The following is a 19605-nucleotide window of genomic DNA, read 5'->3' as shown; positions in this document are numbered from 1 at the left end:
ACCACTCCGAACGCAGCAGCTTGTACAACAGGTCGGTACTGATGTTCCCCGACCCCACAATCGCCACGGTTGCCTTGTCACCCATGTGTCGGCTCCTACTCGAAATCCAGTCGTACCGAACCCAATCCGGAAAAATCTGCGACGAAGTGGCTACCCGGAGGCGCGTCGATCGCGCGGGTGCACGAGCCGGGCAGCACGATGTCGCCGGCCTTGAGCCGGACACCGAAGCTCTCCACCTTGCGTGCCAGCCACGCCACCGCGGTGACGGGGTTGCCCAGCACCGCATCGCTGCGGCCCTCGGCGACCACGTCGCCATTGTTGGTCAGCACCGCGTCGATGGCCCTGATGTCCACATCCTTCGGCGAGACCCGGGCCTCGCCCAGCACCCATCCCGCCGACGAGGCGTTGTCGGCGATGGTGTCGCACAACTTGATCTGCCAGTTCGTGATCCGCGTGTCGATCAACTCGATTGCCGGCGCGAACGCCGCAGTCGCGGCGAGCACGTCGTCCTCGGTGCACCCGGCGCCCGGCAGGTCGTCGGAGAGGATGAAGCCGACCTCGACCTCGACGCGCGGGTACAGGTAGCGGGCCGACTCGACGGGCCGGTCCTCGAACACCTCCATGCCGTCGAGCAGATGCCCGTAGTCGGGCTCGTCGACGTTCATCATCTTCTGCATGGCCTCCGAGGAGAGTCCCACCTTGTGCCCGATCACCCGCGCGCCGTCGGCCACCTTCGACCGAATGTTGATCAGCTGGATCTCGTAGGCGTCGACGACGTCGATGTCGGGATGGGCATCGGTGAGAGGCGAGATGGGCTGACGCGTGCGCTCGGCTTCGGCCAGGTCGGCGGCGAGCTTTTCGCGCACCTGCGCGGGCAACATGTGAATTCCCCTCGTTTCGTCCACCGGCACAGTTGTTAGTCGGCCGGGCAATTCTATAACGTGTTCTACATGACCGAGCACGAGTATGACGTCGTCGTGGTGGGCAGCGGCGCCGCGGGTATGGTCGCCGCCCTCACGGCCGCTCATCAGGGCCTCTCGACGATAGTCGTCGAGAAGGCCCCGCACTACGGTGGTTCGACCGCACGCTCAGGTGGCGGGGTGTGGATCCCGAACAACGAAATCCTCGAGCGCGACGGGGTCAGCGACACCCGCGAGGCCGCCCGCACCTATCTGCACTCGATCATCGGTGACGTAGTGCCGGCGGAGAAGATCGACACCTACCTCGACCGCGGTCCCGAGATGCTGTCCTTCGTGCTCCAGCACTCGCCGCTGAAGCTGTGCTGGGTGCCGAACTACTCGGACTACTACCCCGAGGCGCCGGGCGGCAAGTCCACCGGCCGTTCGGTGGAGCCCAAGCCCTTCGACGCCAAGAAGCTCGGCCCCGACATGAAGGGGCTGGAACCGCCTTACGGCAAGGTGCCGCTCAACGTGGTGGTGATGCAGCAGGACTACGTGCGGCTCAACCAGCTCAAGCGCCATCCTCGCGGCGTGCTGCGCAGCCTGAAGGTCGGCGCCCGCACGATGTGGGCGCAGGCCACCGGCAAGAACCTCGTCGGGATGGGCCGCGCACTCATCGCGCCGCTGCGCATCGGATTGCAGAAGGCCGGGGTGCCGGTGCAGCTCAACACCGCGATGACCGAGCTCCACGTCGAAGACGGCGTGGTTCGCGGCATCTACGTCCGCGACACCTCCGCACCCGAGAGTGCCGAGCCGACGCTGATCCGGGCTCGTCGAGGGGTGATCCTGGGCAGCGGCGGCTTCGAGCACAACGAGCAGATGCGGGTGAAGTACCAGCGCGCCCCCATCACCACCGAGTGGACGGTGGGCGCGGTGGCCAACACCGGCGACGGCATCCTCGCCGCCGAAAAGCTGGGCGCCGCACTGGATGTCATGGAAGACGCCTGGTGGGGTCCTACGGTTCCACTCAAGGGCGCACCGTGGTTCGCGCTGTCCGAGCGCAACTCCCCCGGCTCGATCATCGTCAACATGAACGGCAAACGCTTCATGAACGAGTCGATGCCGTATGTCGAAGCGTGCCACCACATGTACGGCGGACAGTTCGGTCAGGGCCAGGGCCCCGGTGAGAACATCCCGGCCTGGCTCATCTTCGATCAGCGATACCGCGACCGCTATATCTTCGCCGGTCTGCAACCGGGACAACGGATTCCGAACAAGTGGATGGAGTCCGGGGTCATCGTGAGGGCGGACACGCTCGACGAGCTGGCCGCCAAGACAGGCCTTCCCGTCGATGCCCTCGCCTCGACCGTCCAGCGTTTCAACGGATTCGCCCGCACCGGCGTGGACGAGGACTTCAAGCGCGGAGAGAGTGCGTACGACCGCTACTACGGCGATCCCACCAACAAGCCGAACCCCAACCTCGGCGAGATCAGCCACGCCCCGTTCTACGCCGCGAAGATGGTCCCCGGAGACCTGGGCACCAAGGGCGGCATCGTCACCGACATCTACGGGCGCGCCCTGCGCGACGACGGTTCGATCATCGACGGGCTCTACGCGGCGGGCAACGTCAGCGCACCGGTGATGGGGCACACCTACCCCGGCCCCGGCGGCACCATCGGACCCGCGATGACCTTCGGATACCTCGCGGCGCGGCATCTGGCCGGCAAGGAGTAGCAGGAACCCATCATGCCCATCAATCTCGACGAGGCGATCGGCGCCGAACTCCCCCCGGTCCAATTCTCTTGGACCAGTAGCGATGTGCAGCTCTACCACCTCGGCCTCGGCGCGGGCGCCGACCCCATGGACCCCCGCGAGCTGCGCTACCTGACCGACGGCACACCGCAGGTCCTGCCCACCTTCGGCAACGTCGCGCAGAGCTTCCACATGACCGAACCTCCCGCCGTGAAGTTTCCCGGCATCGACATCGAACTGTCCAAGGTGCTGCACGCCAGCGAGGCAGTGACCGTGCCCGGCCCCATTCCGCCGTCGGGGACGGCCACCGCCGTCACTCGATTCACCGAGATCTGGGACAAGGGCAAGGCGGCGGTGATCTGGTCGGAGACCGAGGTCACCGATACCGCCGGGACGCTGCTGTGGACACAGAAGAGATCGATCTTCGCCCGCGGCGAGGGCGGCTTCGGCGGCGACCGCGGCCCGTCGGGATCGTCAGAAGCACCCGACGGCGCACCCGATGTCGAACTGACGCTTCCCACCTCGCCGCAGCAGGCGCTGCTGTACCGGATGTGCGGCGACCGCAACCCGCTACATTCGGACCCGGAATTCGCTGCGGCAGCAGGCTTTCCGCGGCCGATCCTGCACGGGCTGTGCACCTATGGCATGACCTGCAAGGCGCTGGTGGACAACCTCCTGGACGGCGACGTCGCTGCGCTGAAGTCCTACGGTGCGCGGATGGCGGGTGTCGTGTTCCCCGGCGAGACGTTGACAGTGAACGTGTGGAAGGACGCCGGCATCTATCGCGCGACTGTCACCGCGCCGGAGCGCGACGACGCCGTGGCGCTGGCCGGTGTGGAGTTCGTGCCCGCCTGATCCGCTAGCGGCACAACTCGTCGATCTTGGTCGCGGTGTCCTGCGCGCTGGTCTGCCGCTGGGCCTGAGCGGGGTCGTCTCCGGGGGCGCCGGCGAGTTGACCCATGCCGATGTAGGTGAGGTCATTGGCGAAGGACCGCACTGCATCGGCCAGATCGCCGGGGACAGCGGGGTTGAGTCGGGACAGCAGGAACTCACCGCCGCCGAGAGTGGCGAGCCGGGCATTCGCGGCCACCGCCTGGCGGGCCACTTTGTCGGTGCCGAGATTCGCGTTTGTCTGCAATGAGACCGCGTTGCGCACCGTGGTGAACGCCTGACAGATCTCGGTCTTGGCATCACCGGAGGATGGGGCACCCGCGGCGTTGCCGCTGTCGGTCGACGACGGGCGCAGCACACCCCACGCGGCGAGGGCGAGGGCGATCACGGCGACGACGAGCGCGGCCGGGGCCATCCACGCGGGTTTGGTGTCAGACATGCCAGCGATGATAGCCGATGCGAATCACCTTGATTTGCAGACACTTTCAATTGCGCACACGCCGACACGGGCGTCGACTACGTGTCGACGCCCGTGCCTGCGTGGTTGTGGTTACTTAACCGTTCGATGCAGGCGGGGGCGTGCCGTTGGCGCCCTTGGTCCCGGACTTCCCGAAGAAGCCGCCCCCGCCGGCCGCGCCACCGGTGCCACCCTTGGCCGTGCCCGTGGCAGACGTGCCGTTGCCGCCCTTGCCGCCGTTACCCCCCTTGCCGACGATGCCGGTGCCGTCACCGCCGTCGCCGCCGTTGCCGCCGGTCGCGTCTCCTGCGCCAGCGGTGGCGTTTCCGCCCGCGCCGCCGCCACCGGCCTGGCCGTTCTTGGTGCCGCCGCCGGCACCACCCTTGCCACCGAAGGTGTCGTTGTCGTTGTTGCCGGTCGCGTCGCCGCCGGTACCGCCGGTACCGCCGGTGCCCAGCTCCGAGCGGCCGCCGGAGCCGCCGGCACCGCCGACAGCAATCTCGTCGGTGCCCGAGGTCTGAGCACTGCCGCCGTTACCGCCGTTGCCCGCGGTCACGCTTCCGACCTCACCGCTGTCGCCGCCTGCGCCGCCTTTGCCACCCTGAGCCGAGCCGTTGGTCGAGGCGGCGGTGCCACCGTTACCGCCGTTGCCGCCCTTTCCGCCCCACCGGCCGCCACTGCCACCGGCGCCGCCGTTACCGCCGAATGCGTTGTTGACGGCGGATTCGTCCTTGTCCGTCGTGGCCGGGTCATCGACGACGTTGGCGGTGTTGTTCACACCCTTGCCACCGTTGCCGCCGCTACCGCCGTTGCCGCCGAACTTGCCGCCATTGCCGCCCGCGCCACCTGCGCCGCCGTTGCACGCGGCGCCAGTGCAGTCGGCGGCAGCGTCGACGCCGTTACCACCGTTGCCGCCGTTGCCGAACCACTTACCGGCATCGCCGCCCGAACCACCATTGGCCCCGTCCCCACCGTTGCCGCCGAGCAGGCCGGCGTCGCCGCCGTTGCAGGCGGTGCCGGTGCAGTCGGCGGCGGCGTCGACGCCGTCTCCGTAGAGCCAGCCACCCTCGCCGATCATCGGCCGCAGCGCGGGCTTGACCGGAGCGGGGACGTCGTCCGCAGCGGCCCCCTTGTGGCTGTTCGCGCCGACCTGCTGCCACCACAGCACGTCCTCGTCGTTGACCAGTTGCACCTGGTGCGTCACCGGCGCCGGCATGGTGTCCTGCGCCAGCATCAGCGTCCCGATGCCGGCCATCGCCGCACTGGTGACACCGGCCGCGACGCCGGCGGCGAGATAGGTGCGCACAGACATCGAGCGTGCGCCGCTCTTGGAATGCTTGCCCATGAAAGAAGGTCCCCTTGTTCGTGATCGAATCCCCGTCAGCCGGGGACACTAGTCCTTCGAGCGTCGACGTGAACGGAAACTCGCGATTTGCTGCCGACGGTCGTGTCGGCAGGTCGGACACACAGGCCGGCGCTAGCCCAGTTCCGCTGTCCGCTAAGGCCGAAGCCACCTCACCGAACAAATTGGTGCACTGGGGTGGTGCGGGGAACTGTTAGGTTGCTCGGGGGTAAAACCCGCTGCTCGCCAATGAACGTCGGGAGGACGAATCCAGTGAAATTCAAGCCCGCAGTGATCGCTGCCGCCGCCACGGCGACCGCGCTCGGCGTGTCCGGTGCACCGATGGCGTCCGCCGACGCGGAGGTGCAGTACCTCGGCCAGCCCGGTGAACTCGTCAACGGCAACGTGGTACAGCACTGGACGATCACCGGCCTCAAGCCCAGCAGCGACATGATCCCCTATCAGCCGGCCGGCACGCTGTGGGAGGCCACCGCCACCGATGAGGCGATCGCCGGGTCAGTGACACCGATCGTGCCCAATCTCAACGCGCGCGCCCGCAACGGCGACACCTACCGGGTGCTGTTCACCGTGGCCACTCCGCAGGGCGTGAACCCGTCGACGTTGGCGCAGGGCGAGAAGACCAGCGGGAAGATCTACTTCGACGTGACCGGCGAGAAGCCCGACAGCGTTTTCTACTCCGATGGAGGCCCTGACCAGCTGTTGCTGTGGGTGGAGCCACCGCCGCCGCCCCCGCCATCGACAGGCGGCTACCGCGCCCCCGCATCGTCTGGCTCGGCATCCTCCGGCGCCGCCGAGACAGCGACCCCGGAGACCGCCCCGACGTCGACGACTCCGACTCCGGGCGCCGCACCTGCCTCGGCCACCGAATTCCCGAGTCCGGTTCCTGCGGGCAGCGTGGGTACGCCGCTGCCACAGGGGAGCTCGGGAACTCCGCTGCCGGCCGGCAGTGCAGGCACTCCGATCCCCGCCGACATGGCTCCCGCGAGCCCCGCTCCGGCCAGCCCGGCACCGGTGCCCGCCGCGGTCAGCCCGCCACCTCAGGGCAGCTCCGGCACCCCGCTTCCGGCGGGCAGTAGCGGCACCCCCGCGACCGTGCAGAGCCCGCCCACGACCACCGTTGTGGTGCCGCCACCGTCGTAAACGGTCTCCTCACTGGGTGTTCCGCTAGGAGTGAGATGCCCACCAGGTGTACAGCTGGACCATGTTCGGGCCCGTCGGTCCTGACTGAACCTGGCTGACCAACAGATTGGCATCGGTGCTCCAGCCGACCGTCGGCTTGCTCTGCTGGAACCCGCAGACCAGCGTTCCTGCCGTTTGCTGCGGGGTCGCGTTGCGGCGCCACGGACCGGGCGATTGGATGTTGCCAGGGCAATCGACGACCGACGACGTACTGACGATGTTGTCGAACAGGTTCTTCGCGGCAGCCTTGTCGCTGGCAAGCGAATACGTGGCGCTCAGCGGACCGCCCGGATCGGTGTTCTGTCCGCAGCTGACCTGTGCCAGCGCCCCCTGCGCGGGGACAACGGTCTCGCAGGAATCCGGGGCATAACCCGGTGGCAACATGCCCAGCAACCGCGCCTGAGCCTGCTCCGGGCTCTCCGTCGTCGATGTCGCCGAGGCGTCGCCGCCCGCGGACGCCGCGTCGTTCGACGACGGCCAGAACAGCCATGCGAGCACACCGAGGACGAGCACGGCGACGGTTGCGACCGCGATCAGAAGGAACGGCCGGTTGTCGCGGCGAACTGGCCGGGGATTCACCGACAGCGGCGCATCGAATCGACGATCCGCCGCGGCCGGCGGCGACACACGCGAGCTGATCTGCAGCGGCCCGGTGTCCTCGTCGTCGAGTTCCGGCTCCTGAGGACTCATGCTGCCCAGGCTAATGCGTGCTGGACCTCGATCGCTTCATGCTGTGCCGGCGACTGTGCCCCCGCGAGTCACGAGCCGGGCGAACCCCCGTCGGACCCGTCGCCGCCACCGGCAGAATCATTGCCGCCACCTGCAGAGTCATTGCCGCCACCCGCTTCTCGTTCTCCCGTCGGGCCAGCGCCACCACCCTCGGCAGTGCCTTCCCCAGTTCCCGCCATTCCGGTCGACTCTGACGCGTTGTCTGAAGGTGAACTGCTTTGTCCGCCCTGCGGTTCGTCGCCTGGGGACTCAGCGTTGTCGTCCGAGTTCAGTTCATCGGCGTCCGGCACCGTATCCGGCACGTCGCCTTCGATGGTGGTACGGGTGGGTTCAGTCGGCTCCGGCGTCGATAACACCGATGGTGCAACAGTTTCTGGCGCAGCCGTCATCGTTGGTGCAGAGAACGTCTCAGGAGCAGCTGTCACGGTCGTCGGAGCGAACGTCTCGGGTGTGATGGTCACCGGTTCCATCGAAGTCATCGGAGCCGGTGCTGTTGTAGGAGCTGCCTCCACCGTCGCAGCGAGCATCTCGGGCGCCGGCATCGGCGCAGCAGAAATCGCACGCATGACATTGGCCGTGATGGCGTCAGCGACGATGGAGACGCCCGGCTCGACATTGACAAATCCGACAGGCGCCATCGCAGGCGCCGTCGTAGGCGCGGTAGCGGCGAATGGCGCCGCAGAGTCGCTGCGGACATAGCGCATGTCCACGCTGACGGTCGGCCTACCGTTGACCGCGATCTCCACCTGGTAGGGCGTTTTGGGAGCTGACGTCAGCGCGATCTTGCCCATCTCCATTGTGATCCTCGGGAGATCCACCGTTCCCAGCGAAGCGGCGTCGAGCAGCCGACTCAAGTCCCTCATTTCGGGAAGACCGAGCACAGCAGTCAGTGCGGAATCGGGCAACGCCAGTAACGCACGGAGTTTGTCGACCAGAGCTGACACGTCTCTGTCGCCGAACCTCGACGTCAAGAGGATCAGCAGCGCTTGCAACTTGGCTTTCACCGGTGCTTCGCCAAGAATGCCGAAAAGTTGTGGGTTGGCGGCGATTTGCGGACCCGGCGCCATACCCACCCTGGCGCCCCCGAACGTCTTGAACTCCAACGACTCGGTGCTCACCACACTGCGAATATCGGTCGGGCCTTTGATGTCGGCACCCTTCTTCGGTGAGTCATCGCCAGCGGCAGCAACTTTCGTCATATCAGGAAGTGAAACGTAGATCCCAGACGGCACTGTCGGCGGGATGAGAGCCCACGTCTGAATCGCGATGCCCGAGACGAGGAACAGCAGGAAGCCGCGGCGAGCTCCTGTAGACATGTGGTCGCCGACGAGCTCCGGATGGTCGACGATCTTTCGAATAGCCACCCACGGAGCCGATGCGCGAACACGCGGCGTTTCGCTCACGGGCCACCCTCCTCATTCTTGGGTCGGTAGGCTGTGCAAACAGAGTAGAACTTTGCCAGACAGAGTGTCAATAACGCGGCGAGTCAGACCAGACAATTAGTCAGACAGACGAAAATCGACCCGAACATTCGACGACGGACGCTAGGCGACCTGTTGTGGTCGACGGTGGGCCGTGGACCGGTGCCCACATGTCCGCACACCCCGAATCTTCCTTCTTACGAGGCGTACTCAGCACTCCTAGCGGCCATCAATCTCGTTCGTACCGGTACCTAGGAAAGAACTAGATCCTTGCCGAAAAGCATGAATCTCACCGCGCGGACCAGCGTGGATCTGCCAGATGAACTCTCGAAAGGAAACATTTCGTCGTCCGATAATATCGGTTGCTGTAATCGACAAACGGTGTCAATGTCATTGTGAACTCTGCCGAAGGCCCATGTTCACTCCGACCTGGCGAAAATTTCGCGGCGCCACTCCTGTGTCTGCGATCATCCAGTCAGGGTCACGGTGGCACACCGACCGAAGGGCATTGATGACGACACCACCCACTTCGTCGGCGAATCACGGGGACATGCCAGCCGCGCCGGCGAAACGCGACGGCTGCGAGCACGGGCGCAGCGGCGCCTGGCAGTGGACGAAGTGCGTCATCGACGGCTCCATTCGCGCCCTGGGCGGAACGCTTCTGTGTCTCCTGCTGTGTACGTGCGCGTCGCCGTCGGCCCACTCTGACCTCTACCAGGACTACAGCACTGAGCCGGACGGTAGCCATCCTGCCGTGTTCGACTCCGGGCAGACCGCGATTCTCACCTACACGCCGAACGAGTCCGCCCGTCCCACCATCCGAGGGGGGAGGTCGATCATCGACTACAACGGCCCGAGCCGCGGAGCCGGTTACGCCACAGCACAATTGGGTGCCACGGTCTCCTATGTCGAGGCCGATTGGAACTTCGGCTCCGGCGGAACGGCGAGCGGCGTGCTGGCTTTGGGGTTGTACGCAACCGCGATCCCCTCTGGGTACCTGGGCGACACACTCACACCGGACAGTCCGGCGCACGTCGTGTTCCTCGATGATCACTTCGAGTACGGCGTATGGCACGACCATGTTCTGACGGTCATCGCGAATGTGCCATACGGGCGCCGCTTCACAACCGAGACTCAGCACGTTGCGGTCTCCGTCGACAAGGCGGCGGGCCAGGCGTGGGTGTTGGGACCGACGGGCGCCGTTTACGGCCCGTTCACGCACACCCAGATCAGGGATGTGACAGCTCCGTATGTCACGGTCGAGCAGTTCTACGGCAACGCCAGTACGGATACTCGCGTCGAGATTCAGCGATGGCGGGCATCGTCGGGTCCCACCAATACGCTCGTGCCTCGTCCGTGAAGTAGTCTGCGCACGAACGGGACTCACTCGGCAGGCACTCAAGTGAGGCGAACAGCAGCACCGCTACCACTCTCCCCTGTAGGTTGACCTGTGTGGCTTGGACCCTGACGGATTTCGCCGCGCTTGATGCGAATCAACGCAAAGCGTGGTCCGAAGTTCGCGCCAGCAATCCGGCGCTCGACAGCCCGTACTTCCATCCCGCCTTCGCCGGCGCTGTACACGCGATGTTCGGCGACGTGCAGGTGGCTGTGAACGACGGTCGTATCTGGTTGCCCATCCAGATGCACAAGCGACGCGCACGGCCGGTCGGCTGGCCAGGAGCCGACTTCCAAGGACCGGTGGCGGCACCGGGTGTTCCGGTCGATCTTCTCGAGTTGGTACGCACCACAGGCGTTCACGCGCTGACCTTCGACCACTTCTCAGAAACACGTGATGAATTCGCGCCGTGGGTCGACGGTTATCTGGAAGCGCCCTTCATCGACGTCACCGGTGGCCTTGACGGCTATGTGAGCCGAATCAACAAGGCAAGTCGGGACAAGCTTTCTCGAGTGCGTCGGATGACCAACAAGGCAACACGTCAACTCGGCGACGTGCGTCTCGTGTGGGATGTCCGGGACCCCCGCGTGCTGGACTGGTTGATCGACACCAAACGCGACCAATACGCAGCGACCGGTGCATACGACTTCTTCGCAATGCAGCGCCGTCGGGACATGATCCACCATCTGGCTCAGACCAGAGTCGACGGTTTTGCCGGCATGCTGTCGGCGGTGTACGCGGGCGATACGCTGCTTGCGGCGCACTTCGGTCTCCGTGACGGTCCGGTGCTGCATTGGTGGTTCCCCGTGTTCGACCGGTCCTTCGCCGAGTTGGCACCTGGATGGATTCTGTTGCGCGAACTGGTCTCTGCCGCCCCACAGCTGGGTTTGGCTCGCATCGATCTCGGTCCCGGTGATGAGGATTACAAGAGGCGGGCGATGACCGGCGCGATTTCAGTGGCCCAGGGCGAGGTCACGGCCGCGCCATGGCGGCGGAAACTACGAGTGACTCGCATCGCCGCCCAGCGGACGGCGATCGCGCGATTGAAGGACTCTCCGCTCAAGCCCAGACTGAGCGCGATGCGGGCGACGGCGTACCGGGCCCTCGCGACACGCGAAGCACGCAGATGACTACCGCATCGCGGACATCGTTGTGCTGTCGGTGAGCTCATCCTGCTCTCGAGCCCTCAGCATCCGCGGAATCCACACAAAATCTGGAATCACCTGCGTCAGCAGCATCGCAACGGCCGCTGCGGTCACCACGCCGGTGGCGCCCCATCGTGCGCCCCACCAGATGCCCAGCAGCACGGCCGTCACTCCCATGGCCGTGATACAGAACGATTGCCACCGGGCTTCACGCGGCATCGTCAGCATCACCCCGCCTGGCAGGTGAATGCATTCGACGAAGAGCATCACTGCGAACGCAACCGCCAATGCCCGCGGCGCGGTGACAAGGCCGCCTGAAAGCACCGAGGTGGCCCACGGTGCGAATGCCACGATCCCGACGCCGGCGACTGCGGAGAACATCCCGAACGCGGCGACCGATCTCAGCCACAGCTGCGCGGAAGCGATCGTGGCTGTTCGCCGTTTGACGAAAACCGGCCACAGCGCCATTCCTGCCGTATCGAAGACCATCCACACCACGCCGAAGATCTGCGCTGTCAACGCATAACGCGAGAGTTCCTGAGGCGTTGACACGTGGGAGAGGATCAATCGGTGAGACTGAAGACCAAGCGGTAGGCCGATACTCAACACGAACATCCACAACGAGCCGTGCAGAACCTCGCGTCTCGAATAGTCCGCGCTGGGACGTGCGAACGACGCCCATCCGAGACCACTTTTCCTGAACGCGAAAATCGTGGCAACGCAGTTCCCTGCCAGAACCCCGCCGGCACCCGATATGGCATACCAAATGCCACTCGCATCAAGACTTTTCAGCGTCAGCGTCAGCAGCAAGGTGAACGCGGCATTGGCGATTGTCATCAGCACTGCCAGCGGATTCATGTTCAAGCCGATGATGATCCGGATGCCGATACCGGCGGGGATTCCCAGAGCAATCAGACACACGGCCACTGTGATCGCGATACGGTCGGCCGAGCCCGTGTTCGTTCCGATCAACAGGTGCCATGAATCCGTGGCCATGACCACCAGGCTGATCACGATCAAACCGGCTGCAACGGCACTCAGCATTCGCAATCCACGCTGCACGGTGGCCAGAGCCACGCCGTCGTCGGTCAGCCGGCCGGGTCTCGAGCACGCACTGGTCACGACCGCGCCGATCCCGAGATCGGCGAACGGAATGAGAAGGCTGAGCGTTGTGACGAGTGAAACGACTCCGAAGACCGCCTCCCCGGTCTGACGCACGATCACTGCCGTGTTGGCCAGCCCGATCAGCGCCACCAACGGCGTTCCGACGATGCGGAACGCCGTGCCCAGCAGAATCGCCTTGCGTTCGATGGGCGCAAGCGTCGCGTCGTAGCGGACGGCGTCAGTAGAAGTCATCGCTGCGTCCTGTCCGAATACGGGCAGGAGCTCGCACGCTCGAGCCGCACCACGCCGACAGGGAGAAGTAGGCGGCGCGCCGCACCTGGCCCGATTCCAACAGTGCGGAGACGGTGGTGCTCTGCAGAGCGCGACGCCGCAACCCGTCGACGATCATTTCTGCGGCGACGGCCCGATCGAACTCACAATCGGGATCATCGGCGAGGGTGTCGTGGAGCAGCACGATGCTCCCTGGCTCCATTTGGTCGATCACCTCGGACGCTACTTCGCTCTCCCCTAAACCGCTCCAGTCGAAACTGTCCAGATCCCACATCACCGTCTCGAGGCCGGCATCGCGCTCACCCAGGAACGAACCCACAGTCTGGGCACCGAAGGGGGGACGGAAATATTTGACTGGTACTCCGGAGATCGCGGCGAGTTCTGATGCCGCTGCAGCGAGCGTCAGTCGCGTTGATCGCCTCGAACCGCCGGCAAGCCTGCGGTGATCGAATCCGTGCAGACCGATCTCGTGGCCCTCGTCAACGACGCGATGCACCAACTCCGGTAGCCTGCGAGCACTTTCCACCAGCATGAAAAACGTTGCATGTGAGCGGTTTTCCGCCAGAATGTCCAGTATTCTGGGTGTCCACTCACTACTGGGCCCGTCATCGAAGGTCAACGCCACGAGTGGCTGACGGGTCCGCACACTTCGGATCGACCCCCAACGGTTACCGACGACAGCATCGACGGCACAGTGCGCGGCGCGCTGCAGGCCACTCTTGCGGACAAACGGATCGTTCATTACTCCCCCAGACAAGACATCAAACTCTCTGTGGCCCTTGCGCTCGAGCCCGTGCATCCCCTCGCCCCCCGGCGGTGCCAGCGCATCGATCACCCCTCGCAGCATCCGGTCCGGCTGGGAGGCGCGCGAGGTCCGGCCACGGTCACAGAGGCGCATCACTGCACGGAACTCTCCGCAGGAGCTTGTTGGCGGGCATGTGAACAGACCGTTCTCTCATGGCGGTCACCGCCGGGAGCATGGCGATCTTCGTTTTCACCGCATATTCCCAGCAGCGAAGGAGAGCGCGGGAGGTCCGCCTACCGTGGAAGGGATAACAGCCGACCGAGTCCCATATCCTCCGCATATCGTCGAAGACGTCGTCAACAGAGCGTGCCGAACCGGCGCCCGTGATGTCGAAGTCGGCGACTACGCGCTCGATGGTGATGGGTTCATGAATCAGTGCCGCGCGCAGCATGAACAGTTGATCGGCAGCGATCTCGAACTCGAGATCGTATCCACCTACCTTCCTGACTACGGACGAACCGAAGAACGATGCCTGATGCGGGATGGTCGCCTGGATCATCAGGAACTTGCGCATGTCGAAGGGCATGGGTGCCTGCAGACCGACGCTGGCCCCGTCCGGCCCGATCAAGTTCTCGATGCCGTAGCCCCAGAGGTCGTTCACAGGACCATGGCGGGCGGCCGTCTGCACTACGTGGGCCAGCGAGTCCTCATCGGAGAAGCAATCGCGAGAATGCAGAAACCACAACATATCTCCCGATGCATGGCCGATCCCCTGGTTCATCGCGTCATATCTCCCGGCATCGGGTTGAGACTGCCAGTACCTCAGGCCGGACTCGATCTGGCGCAGGTAGTCCACCACATCGTCACCCGAGCCACCGTCGATCACGATGTGTTCCACGGGTCCCGCGTACCGCTGAGCACGGACGCTGTCGACGGTTCGTCTCAGACCGTCGAGGTCGTTCAGGGTGATGGTGATCACCGAAACAGTCGGAGCAGAGCTCATTGGTCCGTCTTCCTCGAAGCATTCCTCAGCCAGCGTCGCGCCTTTCGCAGTGCGATCCGGACAATTGCCGACAATGCGTAGATCCATGCCCAGACTCCTGGGCGACCCCATCGGACACTCGCGACAACCGATCGGAGAACGCTCCGGAACGAGCCTGCTTCGAGGGCGGAACTGACGGGGCTGTAGAGGAAGTAGTCACCTCGCACCCGCTTCGACTCGTCAGCGAGTTCGCTTCTTCCCCAATCGATGTAGTCGGCGCTGCGATCCACCCCCGGACGAGACGTCGAGTTGGCCGTCACATTGACCTCGACGAGGCAGTCGGGGAGTTGGAGAATCGGGAGATCCGGTAGCTCGTGCTGGACTCTCATCAACCACGAGGGGTCGTCGTGGATCGAGCCGGCCGACACCGACAACGGCACCGCATCGGCAACTGTCCTGGGGAACATGAGTGTCGGCACCGCGAGCGAAGGTCTCGCTCGTCTCATGGAGACCAGTTGCATCAAGTACGGGGCCACTCGTTCGTGCGGATCGATCAACCTGCGCGGCATCGTCAGGGGCTTGTGGCCCTCTGCCCGTCTCTCGTACCGACAGGAGACGATCCACCGTCCCCGACAATCCGGTGCTGCGGCGAGCTGCCTCTCGAGCTTGAACTCTTTCCAGAGATCGTCATCGTCGAGGAGCGCGATGATAGTGCCCTTCGCAGAGTCGATCCCGAGTTGTCGGGCACGACCGGGACCCTCGTGTCCGGATGTCCGCAGGACGCGGATCTCATCCGATTCCGGAAGTTCCGGCTCGCTGTCGGAATCGACCACGACGATGACTTCAAGGGGTGGGACGGTCTGATTCAGGACAGATTCGACCGCGGTGCGCAGACTCGCTCGGCCGACTGTTGGGATGATGACGCTCACTGTGGGCTCGATAGTCAACGGACGAACTCCTTCGGATCCACGTGCGGCTGCGAGGGCATGTGCCTCGCTGTGAAGACAACTGCGAGCATGGCGAAACCGGCGAGGGAACCGTAGGACCATGGTGAGAAGAAGAGATCCCACACCGCCTGCAGCGACGCGGCGATCACCAGAACGGACCAGCGCCCATATCGGGATGCGTTCCAGACCATGGCCAGTGCTGCGATGACAAGCCCCAGCGGCAGTAGTGCGGCGAAGATTCCGCCTTCCGCCCATGCACCGAGCAACACCGAGTGGAGGGAAACGTCTCCGTTGGCGAAGTACCAACCGCTCTCGATGGGTGCTGCAGGATCGAAGCCAAGGGAGACAGCGAGGGACTTCGCGCGATCGAATGCCTCCGCGCTGATGTTGTTCGCACTGGCCCAGCCGAACCACGGGCGTTCGAGGATGGCCGAAATCGACAACGGCGACTCCGTTCGGCCGGCCAGTATCAACGGGACCCCCTCGGCCAGTTGATCCTCCGTCTTCCTTTGGATCGCATCGCCCAGGAAGCCGTTCGCGGCCAACTGCGGCACTATCGCACACATCGCCGTCCCTGAGACTGCCACGAAAGTGACTTGCACCCAACGGGGAACGCGGGCGGTAGCGACCCACCCCACCAGAGCCATCACGGTCGTGAGCGCGCAATTGATCGCCAGTGATCGGTAATCCGCACTCAAACTGTAGGTGGCTACGAGCAGAAGCGACAGCGCTTGAAGCGGCAGCGGGACCTTCAGGAGAACCAGGCAGAAGAGCAAGATGATGACGACCCATTGGCCGAAGCCGTATTTCCACAGTTCTGCCGTCGAACCGTAGGTGTCGACGGATGCCCCGACGTGGATGATGCTGTAGCAGGATGCCCCGATTGCAATGCCGCAGTAGATCGCGAAGATGCGGAGGAGATCTCGGCCGGCGAGTACCAAGAACCCCACGAAATAGAGCGCAAATGCGCCCCACTGTTGCACTCGTTGGTCGACGAGACTCAGATTGTTGATCTGGGCCGAGACGCAGAACGCTGCGAACCCGATCACGGCAAGGGCGAGAGGTAGCCACTGCCCGAGCGTCGGGCGCGTCAAGAGCAATGCGGGTGCCAGGAGAAGACAGATCGGGGCCAGCATCGTCAGTGTGAAACCCTGGATCTGAACAGCCGTTGTCGCGCCCAGTGCGATCAGCACAATGACGGTGAGTGCGCGGCGTGCGCTTGTCCGCCGCCTCTCGAACGACCCGCGCGGAGCCGGAGCGACGACGCCAGAGACGACTCGCATCTCAGCGTTGTCGCCGTCTTGGGGCCTGGATTGCGCAATCACCCCGTTCATCGCGGTGATCCATCGATCAGATCCCGGATGCGATATTGATCGAGCAGACCATTGCAGATCAGCCGCTCGCCGGGCATTCTTGCTCGAAGAGCACCGGAACCGCCCCGTCCTCGGGTTGTCGATCGAAGGGGAGCCAGACATTGGATGTCCTGAGGGGCCAACGCCCCAAACCAGTTTCGCGATTGCACGTGTTGGCCATCGTGGCGGTGGTCATCGTGATCGTCGGTTGCCAGGCGGTCAGGCCACCTGACTCTTTCGCGAGGCCGATGCCCACGGGCGCGGCGTTGCCGCCGGGTCTCGTCGGAGTGAACGCCGTCACTCTGACCGACTCCACCACCCGAGACAGGCAGTTCGATCAGATTGCGGCCGACCGCTTCAGGGCGGTTCGGCTTCAAATCGAATGGGATCTCATCGAGCGCTCGCCAGGTCAATTCGACTGGAGCGAGACAGATTCGCTCGTCAACGGCGCGGCCAGCCGAGGTATCGCCATCCTCGGAGTGCTGTCCTATGCGCCGTCGTGGGCCGTTCCCCCTCGATACCGAGACCTCGTCCACCCGGCACCGGCCGATGCGGGGCCCTGGGCCGACTTCGTTGCGCAAGCCGCCAAGCGCTACTCGAATGTCATTCGCAATTGGGAGATCTGGAACGAGCCGAACATCGACGACAGTTTCGCCCCCGGACCCAATCTGGCCTTGTACTCGTCGATGCTCAAGGAGTCTTACCGGGCCATCAAGAATGTCGACCCTCAATCGGTGGTGGTCACCGGCGGTACGTCCCCCGCGGTGGACAATCCCACGGAGTTGTCGCCTGTCTCCTTCATCAGGGGGTTGTACGACAACGGCGCAGCTGACTTCTTCGACGCGATCGCCATGCACCCCTACAGCACCCCCGAGCTGTTGACGACCGGGGGAACGTCGGACACCTCGAACTCGAACCAAGCGATCAAGGACGTCAGCGAGCTGATGGTGAAGGAGGGTCAGGGCGGAAAGCTGATCTGGTTCACCGAGTTCGGCGCGTCGACCGCCACCCCTGGAGCCGCCGCCCCGGATCTTTCGGGTCAGCAGGTCGGCGTGTCCCCTCAACGTCAGAGCGAGATCCTGACCAACGGAATAGATTTCCTGCGGTCTCTTCACAATGGGGGTCCCATCTTCCTCTTCGACTTCCGCGATGTCGAAACAGGAAGTCGCAACGTCGAATACAACTACGGCCTGGTCCAGTCAGATTTCACAGCCAAGCCGGCTCTCGCAGCCGTCCAAGCCCGCCTCGGTTGACGGTGTCGACGGTGCGACGACGACTGCTCGACGATTGCCGTTCGGCCACATGCTGCGGGGAAGATCCACCCTCAGCGTGGTCGTCGCGCTCTCCTTTCGCTCGAACCAACTGCCTCCCTCCAAGGACATCGATCTGATGAACTGGGCGGGCGATCCGCCGTATACGCCCGGGGGTTGATTCGCCTTCCTGGGGCGGTTCAGCATCGAGTTCGCGATCAGCAGCGAATGGGGCGGCAGCACTGCGCCCTTCAGCACCAGACAATTGGTCAGCACTACGGAACGTGCACCGATGGTGACCCATCCTGCGGACTGTACGTCGAGCATGATGTCGATCTCGTGGCTGAGGATGGTCGTTCGCTGGCCGGCAATACCGGACATGTCGCCGAGCGCAACGTACCCGGAACAGTCGATGTTGTGTCGACTCGTGATTATCGCGCCGTCACCCACGACGAGGGTTCCGACATCTGGGTGCAACGCTTGGAACGCGGGATGTGCCGAGATCGTGTTGAGTGATCCAATCGACGCGCCGTCACCCACTTTCAGGACGCGAACGCGGCGGAAAATGTTCATTGGCCCGATCGTCGCGCCCTCCCCGATGACGGCGCGGCCGACATTCAAGGCCAGGAGTGGACCGATACCGGCAGACGGGGCAACATCGTGGCCGAATCGCCGTAAGAGCCGGTTCTTCAGCGCGCTGCCCGGCAGAAGCCAGACCAGAATCTCGAGTTTCTCCTTCACCGACCATTCTCCTTGTCAGCAGATGTCGGAATGCGACTCGACGAACCAGGCGTACATCTTCTTCAACCCGGCCTCGATTGTCAGCGTCGGCTGCCAGCCGAGCGCCCTCAACTTGCTGTTGTCCATGACCTTGCGAGGTGTGCCGTCTGGCCGGGTTGCGTCGAACTCGACCTCGCCGTCGTATCCCACGACCACCTTCATCAGCAGTGCCAGGTCGCGGATCGAGATCTCCTGTCCTGAACCTACATTGATGATTCCTCGATCGTCGAAGTTGCGCAGGAGGAACACACAGGCATCAGCAAGGTCATCGGCGTCGATGAGCTCTCGTAGAGGTGTTCCGCTCCCCCACACGACGACCTTCGGCTGACCCGACAGCTTCGCTTCGTGGAAGCGGCGCATCAACCCCGCGACAACGTGGGAATGTTCCGGATGGAAGTTGTCCCCTACCCCGTACACGTTCGACGGCATCACCGCGAATGCGTTGAAACCGTACTGCCGGGCATAGGCATCGCACATCGTGATGCCCGCGATCTTCGCGACTGCGTACGGACGATTCGTCTCCTCCAGAGGACCGGTCAGAAGCGCCTCCTCCGTGATCGGTTGGACCGCGTACTTGGGGTAGATGCAACTCGATCCGAGGAACATGAATTTCTGAGTTCCGTTGCGGTATGCAGAGTCGATGACGTTCGTCTGGATCATCAGATTCTCGCGAATGAAGTCGGCCCCCAGCGTTGCGTTGGCGATGATGCCGCCGACTTTCGCCGCGGCGAGCACCACGACATCGGGCCGCTCTGCGGCGAAGAAGTCCTCTACCGCTGCCGCGTCGTCCAGGGGCAGCTCATCGTGTGAGCGAGTGATGACATGAGCGTGCTCGCCCTCGCGGAGACGGCGCGTGATGGCTGATCCGACCATGCCGCGGTGGCCGGCGACGTAGACCTTCGGTTGGTTGCGCATCGTCGTC

At 64.3% G+C, this 19605-nt stretch carries 19 protein-coding genes; 6 read left to right on the top strand and 13 right to left on the bottom strand.

Going from position 1 to position 19605, the window contains the following annotated elements; all coding sequences use genetic code 11:
- The coding region (locus tag ACZYYX_RS29405) for a hypothetical protein (RefSeq protein ID WP_463818370.1) at positions 1 to 85 on the bottom strand (85 nt) is incomplete at its 3' end.
- Between the two features lie 10 nt (positions 86 to 95).
- On the bottom strand, positions 96 to 881 hold the full coding sequence (locus tag ACZYYX_RS29400; protein WP_463818365.1) for a 2-keto-4-pentenoate hydratase: 786 nt from the start codon (positions 879 to 881) through the stop codon (positions 96 to 98).
- A 69-nt stretch (positions 882 to 950) separates the two neighbouring features.
- Between ACZYYX_RS29400 and kstD the strand changes: the two genes are divergently transcribed.
- Together kstD and ACZYYX_RS29390 are read left to right on the top strand one after the other, a co-directional pair.
- Positions 951 to 2633, top strand: a complete 1683-nt coding sequence (kstD, locus tag ACZYYX_RS29395; protein WP_463818364.1) for a 3-oxosteroid 1-dehydrogenase — start codon at positions 951 to 953, stop codon at positions 2631 to 2633.
- A gap of 12 nt (positions 2634 to 2645) precedes the next feature.
- On the top strand, positions 2646 to 3506 hold the full coding sequence (locus tag ACZYYX_RS29390; protein ID WP_463818363.1) for a MaoC/PaaZ C-terminal domain-containing protein: 861 nt from the start codon (positions 2646 to 2648) through the stop codon (positions 3504 to 3506).
- A gap of 4 nt (positions 3507 to 3510) precedes the next feature.
- On the opposite strand, the gene ACZYYX_RS29385 is transcribed toward ACZYYX_RS29390, so the two are convergent.
- Positions 3511 to 3981: a hypothetical protein gene (locus ACZYYX_RS29385; protein ID WP_463818362.1), complete on the bottom strand. Its 471-nt coding sequence runs from the start codon at positions 3979 to 3981 to the stop codon at positions 3511 to 3513.
- 115 nt (positions 3982 to 4096) lie between these two features.
- On the bottom strand, positions 4097 to 5344 hold the full coding sequence (locus ACZYYX_RS29380; protein ID WP_463818361.1) for a hypothetical protein: 1248 nt from the start codon (positions 5342 to 5344) through the stop codon (positions 4097 to 4099).
- Between the two features lie 270 nt (positions 5345 to 5614).
- On the opposite strand from ACZYYX_RS29380, the gene ACZYYX_RS29375 reads away from it, so the two are divergent.
- Entirely contained in the window at positions 5615 to 6502 is an 888-nt protein-coding gene (locus ACZYYX_RS29375; RefSeq protein ID WP_463818360.1) for an MPT63 family protein, read from the top strand.
- Positions 6503 to 6526: 24 nt separating this feature from the next.
- On the opposite strand, the gene ACZYYX_RS29370 is transcribed toward ACZYYX_RS29375, so the two are convergent.
- Entirely contained in the window at positions 6527 to 7231 is a 705-nt protein-coding gene (locus ACZYYX_RS29370; protein ID WP_463818359.1) for a hypothetical protein, read from the bottom strand.
- 68 nt (positions 7232 to 7299) lie between these two features.
- Positions 7300 to 8673: a hypothetical protein gene (locus ACZYYX_RS29365; protein ID WP_463818358.1), complete on the bottom strand. Its 1374-nt coding sequence runs from the start codon at positions 8671 to 8673 to the stop codon at positions 7300 to 7302.
- A 568-nt stretch (positions 8674 to 9241) separates the two neighbouring features.
- Between ACZYYX_RS29365 and ACZYYX_RS29360 the strand changes: the two genes are divergently transcribed.
- Complete coding sequence (locus ACZYYX_RS29360; protein ID WP_463818357.1) at positions 9242 to 10051, top strand: hypothetical protein; 810 nt, start codon at positions 9242 to 9244, stop codon at positions 10049 to 10051.
- A 92-nt stretch (positions 10052 to 10143) separates the two neighbouring features.
- Positions 10144 to 11217, top strand: coding sequence for a GNAT family N-acetyltransferase (locus ACZYYX_RS29355; RefSeq protein WP_463818356.1), 1074 nt, complete (start codon positions 10144 to 10146; stop codon positions 11215 to 11217).
- Here the strand turns inward: ACZYYX_RS29355 and ACZYYX_RS29350 are convergent, their stop codons facing one another.
- From ACZYYX_RS29350 to ACZYYX_RS29330, 5 genes are all read right to left on the bottom strand, one after another.
- Positions 11218 to 12486, bottom strand: a complete 1269-nt coding sequence (locus ACZYYX_RS29350) for a lipopolysaccharide biosynthesis protein (RefSeq protein WP_463818369.1) — start codon at positions 12484 to 12486, stop codon at positions 11218 to 11220.
- A gap of 88 nt (positions 12487 to 12574) precedes the next feature.
- Positions 12575 to 13462: a polysaccharide deacetylase family protein gene (locus tag ACZYYX_RS29345; protein WP_463818355.1), complete on the bottom strand. Its 888-nt coding sequence runs from the start codon at positions 13460 to 13462 to the stop codon at positions 12575 to 12577.
- Positions 13463 to 13511: 49 nt separating this feature from the next.
- Positions 13512 to 14375 (bottom strand): glycosyltransferase family 2 protein, encoded by an 864-nt coding sequence (locus ACZYYX_RS29340; protein WP_463818368.1) that lies wholly within the window; start codon positions 14373 to 14375, stop codon positions 13512 to 13514.
- Positions 14372 to 15301 (bottom strand): glycosyltransferase family 2 protein, encoded by a 930-nt coding sequence (locus ACZYYX_RS29335; RefSeq protein ID WP_463818354.1) that lies wholly within the window; start codon positions 15299 to 15301, stop codon positions 14372 to 14374. The genes ACZYYX_RS29340 and ACZYYX_RS29335 overlap by 4 nt, the downstream gene beginning before the upstream one ends.
- On the bottom strand, positions 15298 to 16437 hold the full coding sequence (locus ACZYYX_RS29330; RefSeq protein ID WP_463818353.1) for a hypothetical protein: 1140 nt from the start codon (positions 16435 to 16437) through the stop codon (positions 15298 to 15300). The genes ACZYYX_RS29335 and ACZYYX_RS29330 overlap by 4 nt, the downstream gene beginning before the upstream one ends.
- A gap of 386 nt (positions 16438 to 16823) precedes the next feature.
- On the opposite strand from ACZYYX_RS29330, the gene ACZYYX_RS29325 reads away from it, so the two are divergent.
- Entirely contained in the window at positions 16824 to 17906 is a 1083-nt protein-coding gene (locus tag ACZYYX_RS29325) for a cellulase family glycosylhydrolase (protein WP_463818352.1), read from the top strand.
- Here the strand turns inward: ACZYYX_RS29325 and ACZYYX_RS29320 are convergent.
- Positions 17853 to 18644: an acyltransferase gene (locus ACZYYX_RS29320; protein WP_463818351.1), complete on the bottom strand. Its 792-nt coding sequence runs from the start codon at positions 18642 to 18644 to the stop codon at positions 17853 to 17855. The genes ACZYYX_RS29325 and ACZYYX_RS29320 overlap by 54 nt on opposite strands.
- 15 nt (positions 18645 to 18659) lie before the next feature.
- The gene (locus ACZYYX_RS29315) at positions 18660 to 19598 is read right to left on the bottom strand and encodes a GDP-L-fucose synthase family protein (RefSeq protein ID WP_463818350.1); all 939 of its coding nucleotides are present in this window, start codon (positions 19596 to 19598) and stop codon (positions 18660 to 18662) included.
- Between the last annotated feature and the right edge of the window lie 7 nt (positions 19599 to 19605).

The organism is Mycobacterium sp. IDUB_1, from assembly GCF_055419625.1.
Note: the sequence above shows the minus strand (reverse complement) of the source record. Positions and strands in the feature narration are given on the sequence as shown.